The organism is Brasilonema sennae CENA114, assembly GCF_006968745.1.
Taxonomy (GTDB): domain Bacteria; phylum Cyanobacteriota; class Cyanobacteriia; order Cyanobacteriales; family Nostocaceae; genus Brasilonema; species Brasilonema sennae.
The window spans coordinates 5448281-5475243 of sequence record NZ_CP030118.1; the positions used below are offsets into that span (position 1 = coordinate 5448281).

Annotated in this window: 21 protein-coding genes and 1 pseudogene; 14 read left to right on the forward strand and 8 right to left on the reverse strand. The window is 45.7% G+C overall.

Annotated features, from left to right (window positions below; all coding sequences use genetic code 11):
• Positions 1-14: 14 nt before the first annotated feature.
• The 3 genes from DP114_RS22850 to DP114_RS22860 form a co-directional block, all read right to left on the reverse strand.
• Positions 15-590 (reverse strand): Uma2 family endonuclease, encoded by a 576-nt coding sequence (locus tag DP114_RS22850; protein WP_171977207.1) that lies wholly within the window; start codon positions 588-590, stop codon positions 15-17.
• A 280-nt stretch (positions 591-870) separates the two neighbouring features.
• On the reverse strand, positions 871-1962 hold the full coding sequence (gene aroB / locus DP114_RS22855; protein WP_171978272.1) for a 3-dehydroquinate synthase: 1092 nt from the start codon (positions 1960-1962) through the stop codon (positions 871-873).
• Between the two features lie 339 nt (positions 1963-2301).
• A complete protein-coding gene (locus DP114_RS22860) occupies positions 2302-2688 on the reverse strand; it encodes a hypothetical protein (protein ID WP_171977208.1) in 387 nt (128 codons plus the stop codon).
• A gap of 165 nt (positions 2689-2853) precedes the next feature.
• Between DP114_RS22860 and petL the strand changes: the two genes are divergently transcribed.
• Complete coding sequence (petL, locus tag DP114_RS22865) at positions 2854-2949, forward strand: cytochrome b6-f complex subunit PetL (protein WP_169267445.1); 96 nt, start codon at positions 2854-2856, stop codon at positions 2947-2949.
• A 122-nt stretch (positions 2950-3071) separates the two neighbouring features.
• Here the strand turns inward: petL and bioB are convergent, their stop codons facing one another.
• The gene (gene bioB / locus DP114_RS22870) at positions 3072-4082 is read right to left on the reverse strand and encodes a biotin synthase BioB (protein ID WP_171977209.1); all 1011 of its coding nucleotides are present in this window, start codon (positions 4080-4082) and stop codon (positions 3072-3074) included.
• 142 nt (positions 4083-4224) lie between these two features.
• Between bioB and DP114_RS22875 the strand changes: the two genes are divergently transcribed.
• From DP114_RS22875 to DP114_RS22890, 4 genes are all read left to right on the forward strand, one after another.
• Positions 4225-4797, forward strand: coding sequence for a GNAT family N-acetyltransferase (locus DP114_RS22875; protein WP_171977210.1), 573 nt, complete (start codon positions 4225-4227; stop codon positions 4795-4797).
• 82 nt (positions 4798-4879) lie between these two features.
• On the forward strand, positions 4880-6337 hold the full coding sequence (locus tag DP114_RS22880; RefSeq protein WP_171977211.1) for a protein adenylyltransferase SelO: 1458 nt from the start codon (positions 4880-4882) through the stop codon (positions 6335-6337).
• A gap of 372 nt (positions 6338-6709) precedes the next feature.
• Positions 6710-7780 carry a response regulator gene (locus tag DP114_RS22885; protein ID WP_246162670.1) on the forward strand — a complete coding sequence of 357 codons (1071 nt, stop codon included), beginning with the start codon at positions 6710-6712 and terminating at the stop codon, positions 7778-7780.
• Positions 7781-7910: 130 nt separating this feature from the next.
• Complete coding sequence (locus DP114_RS22890; protein ID WP_211178651.1) at positions 7911-10850, forward strand: ATP-binding protein; 2940 nt, start codon at positions 7911-7913, stop codon at positions 10848-10850.
• An 8-nt stretch (positions 10851-10858) separates the two neighbouring features.
• Here the strand turns inward: DP114_RS22890 and DP114_RS22895 are convergent, their stop codons facing one another.
• The gene (locus tag DP114_RS22895; protein ID WP_256379389.1) at positions 10859-11533 is read right to left on the reverse strand and encodes a transposase; all 675 of its coding nucleotides are present in this window, start codon (positions 11531-11533) and stop codon (positions 10859-10861) included.
• Positions 11534-11564: 31 nt separating this feature from the next.
• Positions 11565-12062, reverse strand: a complete 498-nt coding sequence (locus tag DP114_RS22900; RefSeq protein WP_169263472.1) for a helix-turn-helix domain-containing protein — start codon at positions 12060-12062, stop codon at positions 11565-11567.
• A 108-nt stretch (positions 12063-12170) separates the two neighbouring features.
• Between DP114_RS22900 and DP114_RS22905 the strand changes: the two are divergent.
• The 6 genes and pseudogenes from DP114_RS22905 to DP114_RS22935 all read left to right on the forward strand — a co-directional run.
• A pseudogene (locus DP114_RS22905) lies at positions 12171-12296 on the forward strand (ATP-binding protein); the annotation flags it as partial.
• Positions 12297-12576: 280 nt separating this feature from the next.
• On the forward strand, positions 12577-12780 hold the full coding sequence (locus tag DP114_RS22910) for a DUF2283 domain-containing protein (RefSeq protein ID WP_169266679.1): 204 nt from the start codon (positions 12577-12579) through the stop codon (positions 12778-12780).
• A 60-nt stretch (positions 12781-12840) separates the two neighbouring features.
• Positions 12841-13005 (forward strand): hypothetical protein, encoded by a 165-nt coding sequence (locus tag DP114_RS22915; RefSeq protein WP_246162675.1) that lies wholly within the window; start codon positions 12841-12843, stop codon positions 13003-13005.
• Positions 13006-13067: 62 nt separating this feature from the next.
• Positions 13068-13235: a hypothetical protein gene (locus tag DP114_RS36105; RefSeq protein ID WP_318284186.1), complete on the forward strand. Its 168-nt coding sequence runs from the start codon at positions 13068-13070 to the stop codon at positions 13233-13235.
• A gap of 217 nt (positions 13236-13452) precedes the next feature.
• Positions 13453-19968 (forward strand): ATP-binding protein, encoded by a 6516-nt coding sequence (locus DP114_RS35240; RefSeq protein WP_246162676.1) that lies wholly within the window; start codon positions 13453-13455, stop codon positions 19966-19968.
• 232 nt (positions 19969-20200) lie between these two features.
• Positions 20201-21655 carry a CheR family methyltransferase gene (locus tag DP114_RS22935; RefSeq protein ID WP_171977212.1) on the forward strand — a complete coding sequence of 485 codons (1455 nt, stop codon included), beginning with the start codon at positions 20201-20203 and terminating at the stop codon, positions 21653-21655.
• A gap of 17 nt (positions 21656-21672) precedes the next feature.
• Here DP114_RS22935 and DP114_RS22940 read toward each other — a convergent pair whose 3' ends face one another.
• Entirely contained in the window at positions 21673-22494 is an 822-nt protein-coding gene (locus tag DP114_RS22940; protein ID WP_171977213.1) for a glycerate kinase, read from the reverse strand.
• A 77-nt stretch (positions 22495-22571) separates the two neighbouring features.
• The gene (locus tag DP114_RS22945) at positions 22572-22904 is read right to left on the reverse strand and encodes a DUF565 domain-containing protein (protein ID WP_169266682.1); all 333 of its coding nucleotides are present in this window, start codon (positions 22902-22904) and stop codon (positions 22572-22574) included.
• Between the two features lie 564 nt (positions 22905-23468).
• Here DP114_RS22945 and DP114_RS22950 point away from each other — a divergent pair.
• The 3 genes from DP114_RS22950 to rpiA all read left to right on the forward strand — a co-directional run bounded on the left by DP114_RS22950 (position 23469) and on the right by rpiA (position 26922).
• Positions 23469-24071 (forward strand): hypothetical protein, encoded by a 603-nt coding sequence (locus tag DP114_RS22950; RefSeq protein WP_171977214.1) that lies wholly within the window; start codon positions 23469-23471, stop codon positions 24069-24071.
• A 120-nt stretch (positions 24072-24191) separates the two neighbouring features.
• Positions 24192-25976 carry an ArnT family glycosyltransferase gene (locus DP114_RS22955; protein ID WP_171977215.1) on the forward strand — a complete coding sequence of 595 codons (1785 nt, stop codon included), beginning with the start codon at positions 24192-24194 and terminating at the stop codon, positions 25974-25976.
• A gap of 235 nt (positions 25977-26211) precedes the next feature.
• The gene (rpiA, locus tag DP114_RS22960; protein WP_171977216.1) at positions 26212-26922 is read left to right on the forward strand and encodes a ribose-5-phosphate isomerase RpiA; all 711 of its coding nucleotides are present in this window, start codon (positions 26212-26214) and stop codon (positions 26920-26922) included.
• The last annotated feature ends 41 nt before the right edge of the window (positions 26923-26963 follow it).

Genomic DNA, 26963 nt, shown 5'->3' on the forward strand with positions numbered 1-26963 from the left:
AGGAAATACAAACTCTAAGTATCTAATGATATTCTCGCCTTTTGAAACACCTGCTCAGCAGTAAATTCCAATCCTTCAAATAGAGAATCTGTAAGTAATTCCTCTCCCATATAAGTCTGGGGTGCTGCATCCGGGTAAAAAACCGTAATGCTTCTAGCTTTACTATCTACCACCCAAACCCGCAGCACCTTAGCGTCTAAATAGTCTTTTGCTTTAGCAGCCATTTGTCCAAAAGTTTGTCCTGGCGAAATGATCTCAATGACCAAATCGGGAGGAACAGGACAAGCTTCGTCTTCATCCCAGTTGGCGGGTAAACGTTCATAAGAAATGTACAATAGATCCGGTGTTGGCACCCAATCTCGCCCGTCACGAGTTAATGTAATTGCCCATTCTGGGCAAACTTCTCCTTGTCCCTCGCACCATTGTTCAATTAAATAGAGAAGGGCGCGGGTTAGTTTGGAGTGAAAAAACTTGGGTGACATTTTAGGAATTGCCTGACCATCAACCAGTTCGTAAGTGATATCTCCGTCGCCTGGGGGAAGATTCAGGAACTGTTGTAAGGTCAGTTGATTGTTGGCTTGGAGTATCATGACGCGAATGAACTGGCGGCTAATTTCATTGTAATTGGGTCATATCTTGCAGCGATCGCCAACCACCCCTAGAGGTTATAAACCCCACAGCGAGTAGCGAAAGTTCTATCAAGAAGATTAAATCTTAGCTAGGGCATGAATTTCAGTCCACTTGAGTGGACTTAAGCTATTAGCCTTAGATTTCAATCTAAGGTGGGCGATAGCGTTTGCGTAGCGCCCCCTTCGGGGCTAGCGCTGCTGCTTTGAGCAGATCGCTTCACAATGATACAATCATCTAAGGTCATTGCATTGCCTGCAATACCTCTCGGATAGTATCCGATGGCACTTCGTCAGTAATCGTCACCACACCAATTTGCGTTGGCAAAATAAACCTGACTTTACCCGCTTTCACTTTCTTGTCTAGTTGCAAAGACTCAATAATTGCTTCAATATCTACACCATCTGGCAACTTCGTTGGTAAACTTGCTTTTTGAATTAGGGCGTCTTGACGTTCAGCTTCTTCCTTTTTCCACATCCCCAGTTTGACAGCAATCTGCCCTGCTGCAACCATACCAATGGCGACTGCTTCACCGTGATTCACGACTCGATAACCTGTTAAACTTTCTACTGCATGCGCAATGGTATGACCGTAGTTGAGAATTGCCCGAAGTCCTGCTTCTTTCTCATCCTTACCGACTACATCTGCTTTGGCTTGACAAGAACGGTTGAGAATGGCTTCAATCAATTCAGCTTTGATGTAGCGTAGTTGATCTAAGCGTTTACTCTCTTCCATTTGGGCAAATAATTCCGCATCCCAAATGACGCCGTACTTAATAACTTCTGCCATCCCAGCACGAAATTCACGAACTGGCAAACTTTTCAGGACTTCTGGATCAATCAAAACCAAGCGCGGTTGATGAAACGCCCCTATCAAGTTTTTGCCTTGGGGATGATTGACACCAGTTTTGCCACCTATCGCTGCATCTACCATTGCCAAGAGTGAAGTTGGCACTTGTACAAAATTAATTCCTCGCAGCCAAGTGGCAGCAGCAAAGCCAGTCATATCGCCAATAACTCCTCCCCCTAAAGCTACCATTGTTGAGGAGCGTTCTATGCGGTTTTCTAGGGCGGTGTCGTAAATTTTCTGTACAGAACTGAGGGTTTTGTAGCGTTCACCGGGGCTTAAATTGCAGCTAACAACTTCAAACCCCGCAGCTTCCAGAGATGCTAATACCCTTTGCCCATAATGTTTAAAAATAGTCGGGTTAGAAACCAATAGGACTTTTTTGCCCAGCTTCAGATTGCTCATCATCTCGCCCAGCTGATCTATGCCCCCTGGTGCAATCGCAATCTCATAAGACTGTTCTGGTAGATTTACAATGATAGAAGTCATAACCAAATCCCAAACAAGCGCCCGACGGCTGTATTCTACAGCATTCACAGTCCTTATTCCGGATGTGAGACGCTTTCTGGTTCAACTTTTTATATTATCCACTTTCTGAAAACTGGTCAAAAAGGTGGCGTAGCTGAATTTGGGAATGAATTATGGTTGTAGCACGATGTTCAATTTCCTGTAAATCTCTGTAGAGACGTTGCATGCAACGTCTCTACAGAGATGGAAATGCGTGAAATTCATATCAAGATTTCAGCAACGCCAAAAAGGTAGCGGTATGGGGCACAGTTATCAATCATCAAGTACTTGATAACTGATAACTGATAACTGTTCACTGCTTTAATTCGTAGTCTCCTGAACAACTTGACCTGGAGCGTTAATTTCAACTGACTTGTTACCAGAACCGTCAACAGAAATACGGAATAAGCGTTCACCCTCAGACGAGGTATAACTTGTCTGTTGGTCAGAATTTTGAACTTGAACAGGAGCAGCATTCAATTGCAGCTTATTAGTTTTTTTGTCAAAGACATTCATCCGCGTTTGGCTTCCTTGACGAAAAACTCTTATACTGTAGTTTGGTGTTTGGAAGGTCGTGACCGTTGTTTGTGGTGTAATGACTCTGGTAAGGGGTTTCTTGACTGTTTGCGCAGCAACAATACTTGGTTCAAACCCCAATCCACCAATTACCACTAAAGCGGTAGCTAGAAAAGCGTATTTCGTAATCATAAGTCGTTATTCTATTGTTATAGCCACAATAAATTTGGATTGATTATAACTATCAAGTCTCTCTTGTTATAGGATAACTTAGCAAAGGTTCAATAAATATTTTTATTGAGTCGTTCATCTGTAAATGATTCAATAATATTTATAAACGATTATGGAGAAACTTCGATGTTTGCTATCATTGCTTACTTACTGTTCTTAGGTCTGTTCTTTGGGATCGCTGTTGGGTTACTTTTCGGTCTTCGTGCTATTAAGCTAATTTAATTGCTCTTTTGAGCTTCACCTAAAGGCGAGGACAGTTGGGTGCGGGGGAAGCGTCTCCCCGCCCTTGCAAGCTGTCCCTCGCAAAGTTTTCTTTAGCTTCTTAGCAACTTTGCGTGAGATTTTTATCCAACAACGGCTTCTATAGGTGTTTTAGATTGACCTACGAAAGCAGAACGCGTCTCTAGACCAAGCAAATTTAGCATTTCATGGTCAGCGTTGTATCCGGGACAAGGAGTGGTAACAGTTAACATATGCCCATCGTCACTAGAAAAGATAGAATTGGCTCCTGCTAAGAAGCATAAAGCCTGTTCTACCTGCGAAAGTCTGGCTCTACCTGCACTAAGACGAACATCCGAAGCAGGCATGACAATGCGTGCTGTGGCAATCATTCGCACCACTTCCCAAATAGGAACATCAGGTTGATTTTCCAAGGGCGTGCCCTGAACTTGTGAGAGAATATTTATTGGTACTGACTCTGGATGTGGATGCAAAGTTCCCAGAGTATGCAACATAGATACGCGGTCATCTACGCTTTCGCCTAAGCCGAGAATACCGCCGGAGCATACAGTCACATTTGTTTGCCGGACGTTGTTAATTGTGTTGAGGCGATCGCCGTAAGTTCTGGTTGTAATGATAGTGCTGTAGTAGTCCTGGGAGGTATCCAAATTGTGGTTGTAGGCATAAAGCCCCGCTTCTTCCAAGCGCTTGGCTTGTGCTTGAGTTAGCATCCCTAAGGTGCAGCATACCTCTAAACCCAATGCTGTCACCTCTTTAACCATGTCCAACACTTGCTCAAATTGGGAGTTATCGCGCACCTCTCGCCAAGCAGCGCCCATGCAGACACGACTCACGCCACTTTCTTTTGCTTGTTGGGCAATGCTAAGGACTGTTTCTTTTTCTAAGAGTTGTTGTGCCTTTACCTCTGTTTTGTAGCGGGAGGACTGGGCACAGTAGCTACAATCTTCTGGACAACCCCCTGTTTTGATAGATATCAGCTTACACACTTGTATTTTGCTTGGATCATGAAATTGGCGATGTACGCTAGCCGCTTGATAAATCAGCTCTAGCAGTGGTGTATCATGTATTTTACGTATTTCTGATTCTTGCCAATCGTACCGTATTACTACTGACATTTCTATACTTTAGTTAGATTTGTAGATAATTTTAGCTCTTTCTCAAGTATTAACTAGCTGATGTTCCTCATACAGAAAGCCTCACTACTGTTAAATTATGAAGGGGCACCGATAGCAATGGTAAGCAAATCTTCAGTAGTATATGGAATTGGAATTGCCGAATCTGACGACACAACGCTTGTTATTAAGACTAGCAACAAATGATGATATACCTAAAATCCTCAGGTTTTACACTGAAAATAAAACATATTTTACTCCATTTTCTGCTCTTTGGTTTGATAACTTCTTTACAGAAGAGTATTGGCTAAATCAGTTAGAAAATAACTATTTAGAATTTATTAACGATATATCATTAAGATTCTTTATTTTTTTTAAAGCTAATCAAAAAAACATTATTGGATTTATCAACTTTTCCAATTTTGTCAGAAGTTCTGCACAGTACTGTAATGTAGGATACGGTCTTGCCGAAGCTGAACAAGGAAAAGGTTATATGACAGAGGCATTGCAAGCAGCGATTGACTATGTATTTCAAGACTTAAATATGCACCGAATTATAGCAAATTATATGCCTCATAATCAGCGTAGTGGGAACGTACTGAGAAAGTTAGGATTTGTTGTAGAAGGCTATGCCAGGGATTATTTATTAATTAATGGAAAATGGCAAGACCACATCCTTACAAGTCTCACTCATCCTAACTGGCGGGCAAATCCATAAGCTTGTACACATCAAATTCAAGCATTTTAATCCCAACTGAGCTACACCCAACAACAATTTTGGATAACTTGGATAAATAGTAATGACTTTGGCTGAAACTGCAAACAACACCCATTCTACCAATCCTTTTCTCAATCTCCACTACGAAAGAGCTGTTGAATCTCTGGGTGAGGATTACTACGATGAAGTCGCCGCAGCAGAATTTCCTCAACATATCTTGCGCTGGCGTAATGATGCACTTTTACACCGCTTAGAACTAAACCCGCAATTGGTAAAAGACGACGACTTTATCTCAGCCTTTGGCAAATTTGAGGAACGAAAACCACTTTTAGCACTGTGTTATCACGGCTATCAATTTGGCGAATACAACCCTTTTTTAGGAGATGGTAGGGGCTTTCTCTACGGACAAGTACGTGGTACTGATGGCGAACTATACGACTTCGGCACCAAAGGTTCCGGTAAAACTCCTTACTCCCGTGGTGGTGATGGTATGCTGACACTCAAGGGCGGAGTACGAGAAGTTCTGGCTGCAGAAATGTTACATCACTTGGGTGTACGCACTTCACGTTGTTTGAGCATGATTGAAACAGGCTTATCCCTTTGGCGAGGTGATGAACCTTCTCCTACTCGTTCTTCGGTGATTGTGAGGATGGGGCGATCGCACATTCGGTTTGGCACTTTTGAACGACTGCATTATTTGCGACGTCCAGATTTGACCAAAAAGCTACTAGACCATGTCATTGAGCAGTATTATCGAGATTTCATCACTCAAGAAGATAAGTATGTTCTATTTTATGCCGATTTAGTCAAACGGACAGCAGAACTGGTGGCGCAGTGGATGGCAGCAGGTTTTTGTCATGCAGTGCTCAACACAGATAATATGTCAATAACTGGGGAGAGTTTTGACTACGGTCCTTATGGCTTTATAACCAGTTACCAGCCCTACTTCACTGCTGCCTATTTCGATCATTATCGACGCTACTGTTACACTCATCAACCTGGGATTTGTAAGTGGAATTTAGAAACACTCCAAGACGCCTTAAAAGGTGTTATTGATTACGGTGATATGCAGGCTGGATTGGCTAAATTTGATGAGCATTATCAGAGCGAATACCGCACTTTAATGTTGAAGAAGTTGGGTTTTGAGCAATTGTCACACCCAGAAGCTGATGAACTTTTAAATCTGACTATTCAATTTTTGCAAGGTAGCGAAGTTGGTTATCATCAGTTCTTTTACGAAATGGCTCGCACCTTTTCATTGAAATGGCGAGATGAACCAGGTTTGATTATGGCAGATTCAAATCTTGTACCAGCATCAGGAGTATCAGAAGTTTTTGATAATTGGTGTCTTATATACCATAAAATATTAAATAATTTTGACCCTGAGCAAATAGATAGTATTGCCCAAACTCTAACTCGTCAAAATCCCAAAACTGTGATACATAAACCAGTGATTGAATCAATTTGGCAATCCATTGTTCAGGAAGATAACTGGCAACCTTTTTATGAGTTAATTGAGTGCATTCAGTCTGGAAAATAAAGAGTGAACTGGGGAACATCCCAAATGTGTAAATTTATTTTATTTTGTAGTGGGGGCCGGACAGCCCGCTTCAGCAATAAAGTAGGGAGCATCTTGCTCCCACTACGTATTTATTGCAAAATTGGGATGCTCCCGATGAACTGTCTGTAAGCCAATTGTGCTTAAACAAGTAAGGTATATTGACCGCGCCTTACTTGTTTAAGACATTAGAGTAGACTTATTAGCAGTTGTAACCCAAACAGTAAAAAAAGTTGTTTTTGCCTACAAAAGTGTCAAAGTAGTTTTTGCAAGAAAGATATATACTGTATAGTAAAGCGGATTTTCCTCCTAGAAAACTCGCGTCACAAATATTTGTAAACAAGCGGGCTAGTTGTGAGTGAAGAAGAATTTTCTCGGTGTATCCAAATTCTCCGTCAGCAGATAGAAGCGCTGCAAAAATATATTATCTTAAATCCAAGGCAGCCGCAACAAGTCGCTGAAGCGATGCAGCAAATAGATGCCTCCTTGGACACCCTGCATGTACTTAGTGAACAAATACACAGTAGCTTAGAAACAATGCAGGTTATTCAGGAACAACTGCTAGAGCAGGATGAGTATCTAGCAGAAGAACGTCAGCGTTATTATGACCTGTTCGAGTTTGCACCCGATGCTTATTTGCTGACAGATACTCAAGGAGTGATTCTCTTAGCTAACCGCGCTGCTGGCGCATTATTCAACGTCTTGCCCAACTTCCTAATTGGCAAACCATTAATCAATTTTGTGCCTGAGGCAGAACGTTGGGTCTTTCGTAACAAATTAAACGAGTTTTCCTCTCTATATTCTTCCGTGCAAGAGTGGGAAATACGTATGTGTCCGCGTAGGAGTCAACCTTTTGACGCTTCACTCTTGGTGGCACCTGTGCGTGACCCTTTTAGAACGCTGGTTTCTCTACGGATAGGCGTGCGTGATATTACTAAGTACAAGGCTGCGAATTTACAACACATCCAATCAGTAGCTGAGTTGCTGCCAGAGGCAGCAACTCAGCTGCTGCCTCTGGCAGCAGCTGTAGAGACTCCTCTTTCGCTTGATGGCTTGCAGGTGCTCTTTGTGGATGATGAAGCGGATGCCCGCGAGTTTATCACGGCAGTGCTGGAGCAACATGGAATTTATGTGACAGCAGTTGTTTCAGTAGCTGAGGCGCTGGAGGTGCTGGAGCGATCATCGCGCCCCGATGTGATACTAAGTGACATCAGGATGCCGGATGAAGATGGCTACGCTTTGATTAAGAAAGTACGGGCACTAGAGGCACAGAAGGGATGGCAGATTCCTGCCGGTGCGATAACAGCTTATCTTGGAGAAGACCGAGCAAAGGCACTATCAGCCGGTTTTCAGTCGCACTTGCATAAATTGGCAGAGCCAACGGAGTTAATTGCAATGGTGGCACAGCTTGCTGGGCGAGGTTAAATCAGTGAACAGTGGAGCGTAGCGGTTCCTTTTAGGAACTACAGTTAACAGTTGTCAGATGTAATGATAACTAATAAGTGATAACTGATAACTGTTACGAGTACTTTAGCAGATTTTTCCCAGGTCAAAGATGGACAGCTTAACCGAACGCAAGAAAGATGCTCTCGCAATGAATGTGTTTGCAGGCGGTGGCGAGATGGGCGAGTTGATGCGATCGCATGACTGGTCGCAAACCCCACTCGGTCCGGTCGAGAACTGGTCGCCAAGCCTTCGGATTTCCGTCAGCACAATTCTCGCTTCTCGCTTTGGCAGCGTTCTGTTCTGGGGGCGTGACTACATCGAGCTTTACAACGATGCCACAGTTTTTATCCATGCGGTAAAACACCCAAAGGCTCTGGGACAACCTGCTCGTGAGAATTGGGCGGAAATTTGGGATGTGATGGGACCGATGTTCGATCAGGTCATGACCACGGGTGAAGTCTTCTTTGATGAAGACCGCCTTTGGCCCCTCTTTCGCTTTGGCAACCTGGAAGAGAGCTATTTCACGTTCTGCTACAGTCCGGTTCGGGATGAGACGGGTACTATCGTTGCGGTACTCTCTACCGTGACCGAAACGACAAAGCAGGTGATTAGTCAACGTCGCCTGACGATGCTCCGAGAGTTAGCCACAGCCGGAACCGGAGCAAAAACGCTCAGATCAGCCTGTCTCGCCGCCGCCGATACGCTCAACCCTTACGATGTTCCCTTTGCCTTGATTTATCAGGTCAACTTGCAAGGCAACTCGGCAGAACTGGTTGCTTCAACCGGACTTCCGCCAGAGAGTGCCGCTGCACCCCCGACGATCAATCTTACCGAGCATTTGAGCGGCTGGTCGCTGGTTGACGTGCTACAGAGTCGTGAAGCCCAGCTTGTTACTGATGTGGTCGATTGCTTCGGATCGCTCAGCGTCGAACCGTGGGGAGAAAGTCCCCATTCTGCCTTCATTCTCCCCATTCTGTCGGGCAACAAAGAACAGGTGGAATGTCTGCTGGTTGCAGGGATCAGCCCTCGGCTTGAGTTCAATGCCGAATACCGCTCATTCCTCGAACTGGTCGCCCAGCAGGTTGAAAGTTCCATTGCAACGGCTCAAAGCTATGAGCAAGAACGCCAGCGGGCAGAAGCATTGGCAGAACTCGATCGCGCTAAGACAGCCTTTTTCAGCAATGTCAGCCATGAATTTCGCACGCCCCTAACGTTGATACTCAATCCACTTGAGCAAGTCATCGCCCAAACACACAGTTCACTCCTGCCCGAACAGCGCGAACAACTTAATATTGTTCAGCGAAACGCGATGAGGCTGCACAAACTAGTCAATACCTTACTTGACTTCTCCCGAATCGAAGCAGGCAGGATACAGGCAGTCTATGAGCCAACCGATTTAGCTGCATTCACAGCTGATCTTGCGTCAGTTTTCCGTTCAGCTATTGAAACAGCTTCTCTGCAATTGATTGTGGATTGTCCGCCCTTGACCTTTCCGGTGTATGTAGACCGCGAAATGTGGGAGAAAATTGTTCTTAACTTAATCTCCAATGCGTTTAAGTTTACCTTTAAGGGTGAAATTGCCGTTTCATTACACCCAGTAGGTGACAAAGTAGAGCTAAAAATACAAGATACAGGCACAGGCATTGCCCCTGAAGAGTTACCTCGAATTTTTGAGCGCTTTCACCGTGTACGAGGAGTGCAGGTAAGGAGTCATGAAGGGTCGGGCATTGGGCTGGCTTTGGTGCAAGAACTCGTTCACTTACATGGGGGAACTGTGGAGGTAGCGAGTGAGGTGGGTGTGGGAACGACTTTCACAGTAAGCTTGCCCACAGGTTCATCGCACTTGCCAACCGAGCAAATTAGTGATATGGGCACACTGGTATCAACCTCAGTAGGTGCTGCCCCTTACGTGGAAGAAGCACAGCGGTGGATACCGCAAGAGGAGCAGGGGAGCAGGGGAGCACAGGAGAGTGTAGATACTCGTTCATCTGTCTTAGATACTCGAACTACTCGCTCTGCGCGTGTTTTGTTAGTCGATGACAATGCCGATATGCGGGACTATGTAGCGCGTCTGCTCTCGAAGCACTGGCAGGTTAAAGCTGCGAACAATGGAGCTGCTGCACTAGCTGCTGTCGGTGAGCAACCGCCAGATTTGGTGCTAACTGATGTCATGATGCCAGAAATGGACGGTTTTCAATTGCTGAGTGCATTACGTGCTAACCCACAAACAAAAGGTATACCTATTATTCTGCTGTCGGCTCGTGCAGGGGAAGAAGCGGCAATCGAAGGACTGCAAGCGGGGGCTGATGACTACCTAATTAAGCCCTTCTCTGCTCGTGAACTGGTAACTCGCGTTGATTCTCACTTGCAAATGGCACGTCTGCGCTCTGAGTTATCTTCTAATCGCTTCAAAGATGAATTGATCGCAACGGTTACGCACGAACTGCATACTCCCTTGGTTTCTATCCTTGGCTGGACTCGCTTGCTACGTTCAAGCCAGCTTGATCGGACGACTGCAATACGAGCCTTAGACACAATTGAGCGCAGCGCCAAGAATCAGGCGAAGCTTATTGAAGATTTGCTGGATATCTCAACTATTATCTCAGGTAAAGTTTGTTTAAATCGCGAACCAGTTAAACTGACTTTTCTACTTAAAGAAGTTATTAATACAATTTTGCCAGATGCTAAGGCTAAGAATATTCATATTGTAGAACTTTCGGATGCAACATCTGCACAAAGAGATATTTCCGTTTTAGGCGACGACAAGCGTTTGCAGCAAATTATCACAAAGTTGCTTGACAATGCCATCAAATTTACCTCTAAGGGAGGAAGAGTAGAAGTTAGGCTTGATGCTGTTGACCCCTCGGCTAGCCCCGGAGGGGGCGCTGCGCAAACGCTCGGGGTCAATGCTGAGCGAAGTCGAAGCATTGACTCTTGGGCTACTATTCAGGTAAAAGACACAGGTATCGGGATAAGTGCCGATTTTCTCCCACATGTTTTTGAGCGCTTTACTCAGGCGGAAGTCCCTAGTACAGCACGGCGTAAATAAACCAAGTATTAGACAGCTAACACTTTACCCTTATATGTCCACTGAAAAGGTTTAGCCATTGTTTTATTAAAGTAGTCGATAAATTCAAGAATTCGGGTTTTTAGGTCATCCTGACTCTTGAAGCTAGCACGCTGAAGTAACTTACGAACCAAAATACTGAACCAAATTTCAATCTGGTTGAGCCAAGAAGAGTGTTTAGGGGTGTAATGGAAAACAATTCGATGTGTTTTGTCACTTAAAAAAGCAGCACGGGATTTCATGGATTTGAGTATTCCCCTTTTTCCTTTAATACCCAGATCGATATTCAAACCTTCTTTTTCTGCAACCAAACGAACCAGCGATTCAGACTGATGCGTATTCAGACAATCCATGATTAGATGCCATTTTTTAGCATTGGGTTCACTTTCAATGATTCGACGAATATTGAGAACAAAATCAACTTCTGTTCGAGAATCTCCACAAGTAGGCTCGATAATCTTACCAGTAGCGACATCAAAATTAGCAATTAAACTCTGTGTACCGTGACGAATATACTCAAACTCCCTTCTTTCAACTTTACCAGGTCGCATCGGTAAATCTTTTTCTAGACGCTCTGTAGCTTGAATACCCGTCATTTCATCAATTGATATTGTACGCTCTGCGTTTTGATAACGTTCAATCGCACTTATGTATAAACCAGTAATATCTTCAACTTTTACGTCAAATTCTTCGTCCTTAGGGGGGGGTTAACCAGTAACTACTCTGGTGGGGTTTAAGTTCTGCCTCTTCTAGTAATCTTCCAACATGGCGGACAGATATGCTTTCAATAATCCCTTGCTTTATAATTTCGTCTGCTAGTTCTCTTGGTGTCCAATGACTTATTGGTCGTCCGTAGTCTTCGGGTTTTGAACATGCAAGGGCAAACAGTTTGATTACTTGCTCCATACTAAATTTTACTGGTGCCCCAATACGCTCCGAATCTCGTAGTCTCTCAAAAGTAGGCAACTTTTTATCGCTAGTTTTAAACCATCGGTTTCGCCATAAACGAGCCATATCCAGACTTATATTTAATGTTCGAGCAATTTCGCCATTATTTTTCCCCTCTGACGCTAGAAGAATTATTTTTGCACGTAGTACTATTTGTTGCCCTGTATTGTGTCGGTTTACCAACTCTTGCAGTTCTGAGCGATCGCCATCGCTTAAGTTTAATTGTTTTGGAGCTAATCCTGCCACATCCTAATTCTCCGCTTCTCAGCAAAAACTACTTTTAATCTAATTACTCATTCTCCCACAGTAATACCTGGTTAACTTACGCCGTGCTGTACTAGTAGGCATTTGCCTGGGGGGCTAGGTTTGGGAATGGCGATCGCTCGTCAACTCGTAGAACTCCACGGCGGTACAATTGAGGCAGCCAGTGAGGGGCAAGGACGAGGTGCAACGTTTACCGTCAAGCTGCCGTTAGTTTGACAGGGCAATATGGCAAAAGACAATGGATTTTCAGCTATCTATCCATGCCCAAGAAGAACTTGTAGAAAGAAATATACCTTTAGAGGTTATAGAACTTGTACTTAACTAACCCGAACAAGTAGTAGAGGAGGACAACTTAAAGGTATATCAAGGAAGATTTGAAGCAGCCAACGCCAAAAACCTACTTGCTCAGAGCTTATGTCAACGATCAAGTTAATCCTATTAGAGTAGTGACAGTCTACAGAACTAGCAAAATCAATAAATATCTTCGGTAAAGAATATGCAAGCTAAATACGACACAGAGCAAGATATTCTACGGATTCGTTGGTCAGATGCACCAATTGAAGAAAGCGACCAAGAGCAGTCTGGAGTCATTCTTGACTATGATCAACAAGGCAATGTGATTGGTGTAGAAATTCTCAACGCTTCCCATAAAATTAGCCAGTGGCAACAATTGACTTCACCTATTAGGGTAGATGGCTAATGGTAACAAAGTAGCAAAATAAAAAAATAAAATCAAAATAGCTATCCAAAAACGCTGATTATGAGTAAAGAAGAACAGCTACTCGAATGTTGGCGCGAACTCTCCCCCGAAGCCCAAGAGCAAGTGCTTCAACTCGCGCAATCTCTTAAACCCCAGCCGGAGTTCGTTCCACAAACTCCCCTTGGCAAAAAGCTGTGGGAAATTCGTCAACGTATCGTTGCTTAAAGGAGGAGGAACTTGAACAGGAACTCGCAGAGCGTCGCGGCGGCTGGCGGGAAAAAGACTAGATGACTCGAACATTCATTCATTCTGGTGTGCTTATTGCGGCGGCTCGTGGCGATACAACCCGTTCACTTAGTGCGCTTCGCATTCTCAGCGCTCGCGATCGCGAATTTGCTTCAAGCGCCTTCATCCAGGTAGAGACCCTACCTAAAGCAATCTATAATAAACAATAGGTAGAACGCGCTTCACATTGCTGCTGCACTTTCTGTTGATGGAGAGGAATTTGTAACTACTGAAAAAACTACAAAACCGATGTATCGTGTTATGGAAATTCAAATCGTTTCAATTGCGAGTGAGGCACTCCGTTGGGCGGGTTCCCCGACTTGAAGGAAGTGCCGAACCCGTAAGGGTGAATAAAATTCTTGCCGAATTGCCCAAGCCATAAGCGCCATGCAACGACCTCAACCAGAAACAGTCACATTAGACGATGTTGTCATTACCGAGGAGTTATCCCGCCGAACCCCTCGTCCCCCAAACTTGCTCTCAGAAAATCAGGGATTGCATGCGTTGGCGCGGCAGTTGGTAAATCAGCCGGAAATAATGCTCCAAAATCTGGTTGACATGGCACTGGACTTATGCACTGCCCAAAGCGTAGGAGTCAGCTTGCTACAGACAACTCCGAGTGGTGAAGAAGTCTTTGGCTGGATTGTTTTAGCAGGAACATTAAAACAGTACGTAGGCAACACCGCACCCCGCAACTTTAGTCCTTGTGGAACGTGCCTTGATAGGGGTACTCCTCAGCTTTATTCCTATCCCGGTCGATATTTCACCTATTTTCAAGAGGCAGAAGCACAGATTGTTGAGAGCCTAGTCTTACCACTGACCGCTGATAACCATGCCCTTGGTACCATCTGGATTGTATCTCACGATGAGCAGCGACATTTTGACAGTGAAGATGTCCGGGTGATGACGAGTTTGGCAGACTTTACAGCAGCAGCGTTGCTTCTGAATCAGCGACAAACGAGGGAATTGCTTGCTGCCAATGCTGCCCTAGAAGCTGAAATTATTGAACGCAAGCGATCGCAAGAAGCATTACGCGAGAATGATGCATACTTAAAGTCTCTTGTCAACCTGGTGCCCGATATGCTCTGGCGCAATGACGTAACTGGCAACACCAGTTGGTACAACCAGCGCTGGCTGGACTACACCGGACAGACGATGGAGGAGGCACAGGGCTATGGCTGGCTAGAGGTGATTGATCCCGAGGATCGCGCCCAATCCCTCGCCAATTTTCAGAACGCGGTGAATGAGCGTCGTCTCCTGCGACAAGAACACCGCATTCGGGGTACAGACGGAAACTATCGCTGGTTTCTGATTCAGGCAAGTCCGGTCTTTGACGCCCGAGGATGCATTATTCAATGGTTCGGAACCGCCACCGATATTCATGAGCAGCGGACTGTGCTTGAGACGTTACGCGAATCGGAAGAACGGCTACAGCTGGCTGCCGATGCTGCCACTTTTGGTACCTATGAGTATATTCCGCAAACCGATCAAATCAACTGGTCAACAACGTTGAAAGCGATTCATGGCTTGCTAGAAGACGCAGAAATTACCTTTGCTCGGTTATCAGAGTTTATTCATCCCGACGATCAAGAGCAGACTTTGGGCAAATTCCATCAATTCCTCAGTCCAGACGCCCCCGGACCTTACGAGCATGAGTTTCGCATTGTGCGGACGGATGGAGCCGTGCGCTGGGTACTCGATAAAGGGCAGGTATTCTTCACGGGTGAGGGAGAACACCGTAGAGTTGATCGCGCTATCGGTGTAACGCTTGACATCACTGATCGCAAGCTCTCAGAAGCAGCCTTGCACGAATCGGAACAACGTTTGCGGACGTTGATTGAGAATCTGCCAGGTGGGGCAGCGTTTGTCGTTGACCGCAATCTGCGCTATCTGCTTGCCGAAGGCGAAGCACTCTATGCCGCCGGTTTCAAAAGAGAAGATTTAGTCGGCAAAACCATTTTCGAGGCGATGCCGCCCGAATTAACCGCCAAGTATGAGGAGCTATACCGCATGGCTCTCTTGGGTGAGTCGTTTGAGCATGAGCACAATGCACACGATCACTCGTATATATCGCGCGGAACTCCGCTTCGCACGAAAAGCGGCGAAGTTTATGCTGTGCTTGCCGTCTCTTACGACATATCCGATCGCAAAAAAGCAGAAGTTGCTTTGCGCGAGAGCGAAGAACGATTCCGCTTATTCGTCACCGCTAGCTCGGACATAATATACAGAATGAGCGCAGATTGGAGTCAGATGCGTAACCTGGAAGGTAAGAACATCCTCGCCAGCACTGAGAACCCCAGCCACACATGGCTTGAAACGTATATTCCCAAGGAGGAGCAGCCGCAGGTATGGGCTGTCATCCAAGAAGCCATCCGAACCAAGAGCACGTTTGAGTTGGAACATCGGGTTATTGAACAGGACGGCACAATCGGCTGGACGTTCTCGCGCGCCATCCCAATGCTGAATGAGCAGGGTGAAATCATTGAATGGTTCGGAGCAGCAAGTGATGTGACCGATCGCAAACAAACCGAAGCAGCGATCGCTCAAGACCTTAAAGATACACAACTGTTGCGTGACCTGAGCGCACGGCTCGTCACCGAAGGCAACATTCAGGCGCTTTATCAAGAGATTATGGCAACGGCGATCGCCCTCACGAGGGCAGATGCCGGAACGGTGCAAATTCTCGATGAAGCAACGCAAGAACTGGTGCTGCTCGCTACCCAGGACTTTGAGCGAAATATGATCGAGCATTTCTACCGCGTCAACGCCAGTTCAAACACGCCTTGTGGCATTGCACTGGTAACGGGCGAGCGCACCTTCGTTGATTTCGATGTGCCAGAAAATGAAGACCCCGACGGTTCATGCCGAGTGCACGTGGAGGCAGGTTATCTCTGTGCCCACTCCACGCCGCTGATTGCTCGTTCGGGTAAAGCGATCGGCATGTTTTCAACGCATTGGCGCAAACACTATCGACCGAGCGATCGCGAACTGCGCTTTCTCGATTTACTCGCCCGCCAAGCGGCTGATCTAATTGAGCAGCGGCAAGTCCAAGTCGCCCTGCGCGAATCGGAAGAAAAATACCGCACTTTATTTAATTCGATTGATGAAGGCTTTTGCATTTTTGAATTAATCGAGGACGACGAGGGCAACGCGGTTGATTGGATTTATCTAGAAGCGAATCCGGCGTTCGAGCAGCAGACCGGCTTCATCAATCCAATCGGTAAGCGCATCAGGGAGTTTCAGCCCGACCTCGAACGCCTCTGGTTCGAGCGGTTCGCGGGCGTCGCCCGAACGGGTCAGCCGATGCGCTTCGTACAATACACCGAAGCGATGGGCATTTGGTATGACGTTTACGCGCTGCCCGTTGGCGTGGCGGGCGACAACCGCGTGTCGCTTCTGTTCACTGACATCACCGATCGCAAACGCCGCGAAGCAAATCTCGCTTTCCTCGCCGGTTTGATGAACGATTTTGCGCCGCTTGCCACTGCCAAAGAAATTATGGAAATGGCGGGCAAACGCATCGCCGAACATCTCGATCTGTCGCGCTACATGTTTGTTGAGATTTACCCAGAGGCAGGCACATGCACATATCTGCTCCCCAGCCGTCCCGCCGGGCAGCTTGAGATCCGCGGGAGCTACATACTCGCCGATTACCACACCGAAGAGGAACACCGCCTGCTCTCCACCGGGCATTCGATGGTCATGAACGACGTGCGCGACGGAACGCGTTCGCCCGAACAGATCGCGGCATTTGAGGCGTTCGACATCGCTTCGATCGTCAACACGCCTTATTTAAGCAACGGACGCTGGGTTTTCGATCTGGGCGTCGCGCGCAGCAAGCCTTCGGTTTGGCGCGAGGATGAAATCGAGCTTTTGCGGGAAATCTCCGGGCGCGTTTGGCTCCGAATCGAACGCGCCCGGACCGAAGTAGACCTGCGCCAGTCGGAAGAGAAATATCGATCGCTGTTCAACTCAATGGACGAAGGGTATTTCCTTTGTGACGTGATTTTTGACGAAACCGATCAGCCCACTGACCTCTTCTATATTGATGAGAATCCAGCCGCAGTTCGCATGACGGGGCAAAGTTTTCGGGGGCAGCGACTGAGAGAAATTAATCCAAACTATGAAGAATATTGGTACGAGATCTTTGGTCGCGTTGCCCAAACGGGTCAAGCTGAACGGCTAGAGCGATACGCCGCACCTAACCAAATTTGGTACGACTTTTATGTCTTTAAAGTCGGTTGTGATGACACTCGACGAGTTGCGGTTGTATTTAATGACATCACCGATCGCAAACGTGCAGAAGAACAATTGCGCTACGCTGCTGAGACGGATGCTTTCCGGTTGAAGTTGTCGGATGCACTGCGTCCCTTAAGCGATCCCGTTGCCATGCAGGAAACAGCCATGCAGACGCTAGGCGCTTATCTGAATGTAAATCGTGCTTTCTACGGTGAAGTCTTAGATGACGATGACACACTCGTGATCGGTTCGGGTTATGCCGACGGACTTTCCCCAATTGTGGCACAGATTAAATTTTCCGAGTTTGACTCCGATTTGCTCACGGATTATCGCGCCGGACGAACGGTTGTGATCAATGACCTTTACGTGGATATGCAGCTTTCGGCGAAGGCAAAGACAGAGTTCGATGCCATTCAGGTGCGGGCTGCCGTTGGAGTGGCGCTCTTGAAAAATGAAAAAGTGCGGGCAATCTTGAGCATTCATCAGTCTGTGCCGCGCCAATGGACTCCAAGCGAAATCGCATTGCTAGAAGAAACCGCCGATCGCACTTGGGCAGCCGTAGAGCGTGCCCGTGCCGAAGCTGCCCTCCGTGAATCAGAAATGCAGCGAGTTCGAGAACAATCTGTCCTTGAACAAGAACGCCAACGTGCTGAATCTCTAGCCGAACTCGATCGCGCCAAAACCACTTTCTTCAGCAACGTTTCTCACGAATTCCGCACGCCGTTAACGTTGCTGCTGGCTCCCCTACAAGATGCCTTGAACGATCGCACCACACCCCTCGCCCCTCCTCAACGGGAACGACTGGAACTGGCGCATCGAAACACAAATCGACTCCGGAAACTGGTCAATACCCTACTCGACTTCTCGCGCATCGAAGCTGGACGCATGGAAGCGGTATACGAGGCGACAGACTTGGCACTGTTGACAACTGAGCTAGCAAGTGTATTTCGTTCCGCCATTGAGCGGGCAGGGGTACGGCTGATTGTCGATTGTCCACCGTTGCCAGAACCCGTCTACGTAGACCGTGAAATGTGGGAAAAAATTGTTCTCAACCTGGTCTCCAACGCCTTTAAGTTTACCTTTGAAGGTGAAATCGCCGTCAGGCTGCATCTTGCTGATCAGCGTCATGTAAAGTTACAGGTAGAAGATACAGGCACAGGGATTTCACCTGAGGAACTGCCCCATCTGTTTGAGCGATTCTACCAGATACGAGGAACAAAAGCAAGGACTCATCAAGGGTCTGGTATTGGTCTAGCGCTGGTGCATGAACTGATTCGACTAAATGGTGGCACCGTAGACGTGAGCAGCACCATAGGACAGGGAACTTGTTTCACCGTCACTATTCCTTTGGGCACAGCTCACCTGCCAAATGACCGTATCTCAGCAACACGTACTCAAGCATCAACAGGAATCGGTGCAGATCCTTATGTTCAGGAGGCTGAGCGTTGGCTACCGGAAGAAGGGAACAGGGAACGCTTAACAGGGAACAGGGAGCAAGGAGCAGAGGAAGGTGGGGAAAGTGCGGAAGAAATTACTCCCTCATCTCCCTCATCTCCCCTATCTCCCTCACCCCGCATTCTCCTAGTCGATGACAACGCCGACATGCGAGATTACCTGACGCGGATACTGAGCGAACACGTGCAAGTCCAAGCTGTTGGGGATGGAGCAGCGGCGCTGGCGGCGGCACAAGAGCGAGTGCCGGATCTGGTACTGAGTGATGTGATGATGCCACAGCTAGACGGCTTGGAGTTGCTCAAAGCATTGCGGGCTGAGGCATGCACAAGAGAAGTTCCCATCATCCTGCTTTCTGCCCGTGCAGGCGTTGAGTCGGTGGTAGAAGGACTCGAAGCTGGGGCGGACGACTACCTAATCAAGCCCTTCTCTGCCACCGAACTGGTATCCCGTGTAAATGCTCATCTCCAGATGGCACACCTGCGTCTTGAAGCACTCCGCCAGGAAAGAACCACCAGCCGCAGAAAGGACGAGATGCTGTCAATAGTGTCCCACGAACTGAATACCCCCCTGGTTGCCATTCTCGGTTGGACGCGATTACTCCGTGCAAATCCGCCCAGTCACTCTATGCTGATGAAATCGCTGGAGACAATTGAGCGCAATGCCACCCTGCAAGCTAAACTGATATCAGACTTGCTGGATATTTCACGGATTACCGCAGGCAAACTGCATCTTAACCTTGAGCCTGTTGAACTGCAATCGGTGATTGAAACGGCGATTGCCACAGTGCATCAAACCCAAAAAACCAAAGACATTGAGCTTACGTGTCTGCTTGACCCTTTACCAATAATAGTTCAAGGCGATCTAGACCGTTTGCAGCAGATTGTCTTAAATCTACTGACCAACTCCATCAAATTTACGCCTAAAGCAGGAAGAATTGAGATACGTCTTGATGCTAATGAAACTCAAGCTCAGATCAAGGTAAGTGACACTGGCTGCGGAATAAGTGCCGAGTTTCTGCCTCATGTTTTTGACAGTTTTCGTCAAGCAGAAAGTTCAAAGAGTCAATCTATTAAAGGGCTAGGGCTGGGACTGGCGATCGCCCGTCACTTGGTAGAACTCCACGGTGGCACCATCTACGCCGAAAGTCCTGGATTTGGGCAAGGTGCAACTTTTACTGTCAACTTAGCGCTTATTAGTGTTAGTTTTTAACAGTTATCAATTATCACTTACCAGTTATCGCACCAGCCGGCGAGGCTTTATGAGAACCGCCTTAAAAAAATTTAATGTTGTTTAATTTTAAGGAAGCTGTTTTAGCATAAATAATAGTTTAGTGTCAAGAAGAGGCTAATAACAAACGCTTAGCACTCAAATCCAACACCAGATATCTGTCTACAAACGCTAACCCCTAAGTAGTTCTTGAGTACTAGGACTAAATATTTAGATGAGTAAATCAGACAGCGAACTAGAGTTTGAAACTTTGCTGGACTACCTCAAGCAAAACTGTAGTTACGATCTGAGTGGTTATAAGGAAGGAACTTTGATGCGTCGGGTGCAATACCGTATGCAGCAGTTAGAAATCGAGAACTACCGGAAGTACTTGCAATATCTACAAAATAATTCAGACGAATGTGTTTCTCTGTTTAACACGATCTTAATTAATTACTCTGGCTTTTTTCGCGATCGCGATTCCTGGGATTATTTAGCGAACAACATCATTCCCCAAATTATCACACGCAAGCAGCCGCATGAAAGAATCCGAGTTTGGAGTGCTGGCTGTGCTTCTGGACAGGAAGTTTATACACTGCTTATGTTGCTAGCTGAGGCTGTTGGTATCGAGCAATGTTTGCAGCGAGTGCAAGTTTTTGCCACAGATATAGATGAAGATGCACTTGCTGAGGCGCGGCAAGCAAGTTATAGCGACAAAGAGGTAGCAAACATTCCGAGTGACCTACTGTCCAAATACTTTGAGCAAACCCAGCAACGCTACGTTTTTCACTCCAAACTGCGTCGCACAATCATTTTTGGTGTCCATGACTTGGCGAAGAATGCGCCCATGTCCAAAATTGACCTAGTTGTGTGCCGCAACGTGCTAATATACTTTAAACCCCAAACCCAGGAAAAAACTCTGGTTCGCTTTCATTTTGGCTTGTGTGATAATGGCTTTCTTTTCCTAGGTAACTCAGAAGGCTTGACCAACAACAAATATATCTTCACACCTGTCAGTTTGAAGCATCGTATTTTTGCGAAAGGACAAAATCTCACTTTACAGGATCACCTGCTGCTGCGACCCCGGACTGACACCAAAAAAGCAGTTAACCCTCTAACTACCCAAATCCAGATGTGGAAAGCAGCCTTCCTTGCTAGTCCATTAGCCCAGCTAGCACTGGATCGCAGTGGTCGCCTGCTTCTGGCTAATGAACAGGCTAACACCTTGTTTAATTTGAACATCAGTCATATTGGTGCGCAAGTGGAAGATCTAGAGATAGCGCGACTTATCAATCCATCCACTTCTATCAATCTGGTTGATCGCGATTGGGCGAAGCCCAGTGCCGTTCGGCGCAGCCGTACCGCAGATTCAGACAATAGCCACTCGTCGCTGGACCCCAAACATATAGAGTGGGTTACTGATAATCACACAACTTATCTAGACATCTACACCACACTAATATCAGATGAGAGTGGTAAGGTCCTAGGCACAAACCTGACTTTTATTGATGTCACCCGCAATATATTGTTAGAGGATGAAATTGAACGCTTAAACTCAGCCCTGGTAAAGGTGACTCAGGAACTAAAGGAGACAAAAGAAGTATTACATACTACAACACAACAATTCGATAGTACTCAAAAGGAGCTGGAAAGCGTACACCAGGAGATGCAATTTAGAATTAATTTGTGAGGATTTTGCCATCGAATCTAAACATAATTTGGTTGATAGACTGCACCAAATGAGTGGTCACTATTAACCTCAATAACTAAATCAACAAATGTGGGAGATTTAACTAACGGATTGATGAACAATTCTGGGTGCAAAGAACACCAAAAGTAATTCACAAATTGCTCCACTTCTTTTTCACTCATTCCTGACTTACCAGCAGCGATCATTTGCCGTTCCGCTTGTTTGCGCCACTCTAAGGAAAGACGATAATCTTTGGGATACAGCAAAATTAGGTTATCTAACTGCTGCCACAGTGGTAGGTAATCGCTGAGTTTGCTGTTCATCTGACGGGCAAACGCTTTATCCTCATCTGTTATGATAGGGGGCGGTGCGCTGTCAAACGCAGTAGGCTCAATTGGTCGTACACCCACAAACCAACCTTCAAACAAGACAATATCTACATTCTCTACAATTTCTGGAGTCGTTCTATCGCCAGCACCTGCATGAAGAGATTTGTCGAAACGGGGAACTGCAACAGGACTTTTGCGCTGGCGGACTTGCTGCAGTATTGTTAAACCCAATTCTACATCGTGTGTTCCTGGAGGACCACGCCAAACTAAGCGCGGCTGTTTCTGTTTTAATGCCAAGCGCTCGTCATGTGTTTTGTACAAGTCATCTAAAGATAAACTCAGCGTACGGTATCCCAACTGTTTGAGAATCGCGCACAGAGTATTACACATCGTCGTTTTGCCTGTTCCCTGTCCTCCTAAAATACCTTGTATGAACGGACGCCCCAATTGTTGGTGATTAGATACTAGTTGTTTTGCTAAAGATAGCCAAAGATTATTTTCATTAGTCATTAGTTGTTAGTCATAGTCAAAAATAATTTTTCTCTGCTCCCTTCTCCCTTCTTTCTGCTCCCTTCTCCCTTTTCCGTTCACGAACCAAGCTTGAAAGCTTCCAGAAACAAGCTGTACATAAAACCGATTTTAAGGATATTGAGAGATTCTACCCAAAGCGCCTGTCGCTCTCGTATGCTACGACCGTAGTATATCCGGCTGCCGACTTCTGTTAATGTCAATAACACTCCAGCAACAACAATGTCCCATTCAGCAGTTTGTCCAGATGTGGTGGCAACTGCGCTTCCCAAAAAAAAACCGAATAAACAACTAATTATCAAAACCGAAAACCGTCGCCAAGGATTGAAAAACCATAGCCGCAAGCGTAATGCAATGGCATTAAATAGGTTGTTTAAGCGTGTGTTTTGCATGAATGGGACTTCCGCAATGACTAAGAGTGTAGGAGAGTAGGGGGCACCCGAGCACCCGAGCACAAGCAGCAAGGAGTTAGGGAGGCGGGAGAAATATTTTCATCTGTTCTGCTGTAAGCACTTTATGAGGGCTAGTTTTAAGGTAAAGTCAAGAAATCATGACATATTTATATAGGGGGATTCAAAAAATAAAATGTCCTAAAGTTATTGGTTAATGTGTAGAAAACGGTTATTAGTGTTGATGCCTAGCCCAGAGGCTGGGTAATTGATTGTGGATTTCTTGCTGGCAAATGCCGTATGGAGGATCTCTGGCAAGTGCATATGCTTGCTTAAATAGTATTGTGGCTATTTGTTAGGTTTTGAATAATCATACAAAATATATACTTTTCTTCATTGTGAGCAATAACCTTGTTGTTTTGCTTTAAGAAGCATACATGATATATTTCACGCACTAGTTACCAGACAGCCTTGGGTGGGCAATTTTTTTTAGATTGCTTTTACCGCTATTGGGCTGTTACTTGCTCAAGCCGACACTATAAATACTTACCAGTAAAATATATTACCATGAACCCGCCAGTGTGTTGTCACGCTATTCTGGTAGGTTTTTCGTTGGGAGTGCTGTTTCTACCAATGGGATGCCGTCAGAAGAGTGTATCCTTCGAGTCCACAAAATTAGAAGCTTCTTCTCTACCGTCTGCTCAAACACATCAGGAACAGAGCGCAGCATCATCATCTGGTTCCTCAGTATCTACAAAAAGTTATCAAGTCGAAAGTAGCAGTGGTGGGATCAAGCATACCGTTATGACATATCAACAGGGATCAAGTGGGCAAGCAGCGAATCAAGGAACTTTACGAATGAGCAACCAAACCAACCAACCTGTGCGTCTTGCTCTACTGTCACGACGTTCTCTAAAGAAAGGCTCTTCCTCTGGACAGATTAAAGATGCTGTTCCTGCACACTGGGATTTTGCTCCACAAGAAGGTAGTGAGAAGGGGATGATTCTAGCTTTGCCAAACGGTAAGTTAGAACTGGAGACGGGAGATATTTTAGTTGCCTTTGCACAAGATGGTTCCCGTCGCTACTGGGGTCCATATGTTGTTGGAGAAACTTTCTTACCAAGTTGGAATTCTCAAAACAAAGAATGGCAACTTATTCTTAGTCCTTAGTCCTTAGTCCTGAGTCATTAATCATTAGTCGTTAAGCTTGAACACTTGGAACCGAAAAGCTAAGCCAAAGTCATGTTGATTAATTTAGCATTTAGACTGTTGACTGGTTACTTATAACTAATGATTAATGACTATATGGGCAAACGTCGAGTCTTCGCTGTGACTCTGTCGATTTTATGGTTAGTTTTAATTGCTGGGGTGGCATTCTTTTGGCATTTGGGCAGTATTGGCTTGATTGATGAGACAGAGCCACTGTTTGCTGAAGCCTCCCGCCAGATGTTTGTTACAGGTGATTGGATTACTCCATTTTTCAATGGTGAAACTCGTTTTGATAAACCAGCTTTAATTTATTGGTGTCAGGCGATCACCTACTGGATTTTTGGAGTCAATGAATGGGCAGTCCGTTTGCCTTCAGCGCTTGCTGCTACAGGACTAATTAGTTTGGCATTTTACACTATACAGTGGCATTTAGCAAGACAAGACTACCTTGAGCGAACAACTCGCCCAACTCGACGCTGGTTAACGGCTGCTTTGGGAGCTGCTGTCATGGCATTGAGTTCACAAATGATTGTCTGGGGCAGAACGGGTGTTTCTGATATGTTGCTGGTTGGCTGCATGGACTCGGCGTTGTTGTGCTTTTTTCTCGCTTATGCCCAACCTTCACAATCAGAAATGAAAGCACGGTGGTATTTGGCTTTTTATGTCCTCACTGCGGGTGCAATTTTAACCAAAGGACCAGTAGGAATTGTCTTACCTGTGCTGATTATCGGCATATTTGTGCTTTATTTGGGAAATGCAAAAGCAATTTTACGGGAAATGCGTCCCCTTACAGGTTTACTCATTATTCTATGTTTATCAGTACCCTGGTATCTGCTAGTTATTTGGCGTAATGGTGAAAATTATATTAATTCATTTTTTGGTTACCACAATCTTGAACGTTTTACAAGTGTGGTCAACCGCCACTCAGCCCCTTGGTATTTTTACTTTTTCGTTGTATTGGTAGGTTTTGCACCATACTCAGTCTACTTGCCTTTGGCTATGGCAAGGCTGAAATTTTGGCAACCAAAGTACTGGCGTTCTCAAAAACGCTCTAGTCAACTTGGTTTATTTGCTTTTGTCTGGTTTATTGGTGTTTTTGGCTTCTTCACTACTGCTGTCACCAAACTCCCCAGCTACGTATTGCCTTTAATGCCAGCAGCAGCTATTCTGGTAGCTTTATTGTGGAGTGACCTGCTGAAGGATGAGAAGATCACGCAGCAATATTCTCCTGATTCTCTTAATCGTCCCCTCTTCTGGACAGGTTGGGTGAATGTCGTATTTTTAGCAGTGCTAGCAGTCGCAATGTTTTACGTTCCTCAGTTAATAAAGGATCCCGCTGCACCCAAGTTCTCTGAGTCATTTCAACAATCAGGCTTATCAGTTCTAGGAGGTGTCATTTGGCTAGTTTGTGCTCTTATAGTGGCGGCTTTACTGGTGCGTCGTTATTATCAACCAGTGTTAATGGTGAATGTATTGGCGTTTGCGGCGTTTTTAGTTTTTGTTCTCACGCCTTGTTTGTTTTTGATAGATCAGGAACGTCAGCTACCTTTGCGGGAATTGTCTGCGATCGCAGTCCAAACACAACAACCCAATGAAGAACTTATGATGGTGGGTTTCAAAAAACCAAGCGTAGTTTTCTATACTCAAAAACAAGTAAATTACGTCAAAATATCTACAAAAGCTGCACAATATATTCAAGACAAAGCTGCCAAGAAAACACAGCCCCCCTCAGTGTTGGTTCTTGCTCAGTTCAAAAAGTTTCCTGAAATGAACTTAAAGCCAACTGATTACGAAAAGTTGGGTACAAGCGGGGCTTATCAACTGATTCGAGTTCCTTTGAATAAGAAAGAACTAGGAAACTCTTAACGCGACTTTTAGAGAAGCAGCGCGGGATAGTCGAAAGTAAACCAAAGGAAGCAAATTTGGGCGATCGCGCCTTGCGCGGCTCCCCCGAGTGAGCATCGCCTCACGGTTAACATCTTGAAATATAAGTTGTTTCGTCCATTTAGCAGTACCTTTTTTGACAATGTGGCAACGGATTCTACGACGACAGCGTTGCCCTCTACTATGTTCTATAGCAAGTTTTTGAGGAGCATTGGGAATGACAGCAGCAACAGACCCCGTAAAGTTGAGCAAGCAGGAAGTTGGCAAAGCCGCTGCCGCTTTGGTAGAATCAGGTTCTATTGTTGGGTTGGGTACGGGATCAACGACAGCATATGCAATTGAGTTTATAGGCAATCGCCTCAAATCCGGCGAACTCAAAGATATTGTTGGTGTCCCCACTTCGTTTCAAGCAGAAGTGCTGGCGAAGCAGTATGGTATTCCACTCACCACCCTAGACGCTATTGACCACATTGATATTGCAATTGATGGTGCAGATGAAGTTGATCCACAAAAAAATTTGATTAAAGGTGGCGGTGCTGCACATACCCGCGAAAAGGTAGTAGATTATTTCGCCAGCCGATTTATTGTCGTTGTCGATGGTGCTAAATTAGTTGAGCGACTAGGTTCTGTTTTTCCAGTTCCTGTAGAAGTAATACCAATGGCAGTTGGCCCCGTCACCCTGGCACTTGAAAAACTTGGTGGCAAACCAGAACTGCGTATGGGTGTGAAAAAAGCTGGCCCAGTGATTACCGACCAAGGCAACATGGTTCTAGATGTCAAATTTGACACTATTGACAATCCAGAGGAACTAGAAAAAATACTGAATAATATTCCTGGCGTGTTGGAAAACGGTATCTTCGTTAACTGTGCTGATGTGGTGTTAATAGGCGAAGTCAAAGATGGTCAGCCTGTTGTCAGGCAATTGTAGCAGTTTGAAATGAGTATAGGGGCGCACAGGCGCTGCGGCCT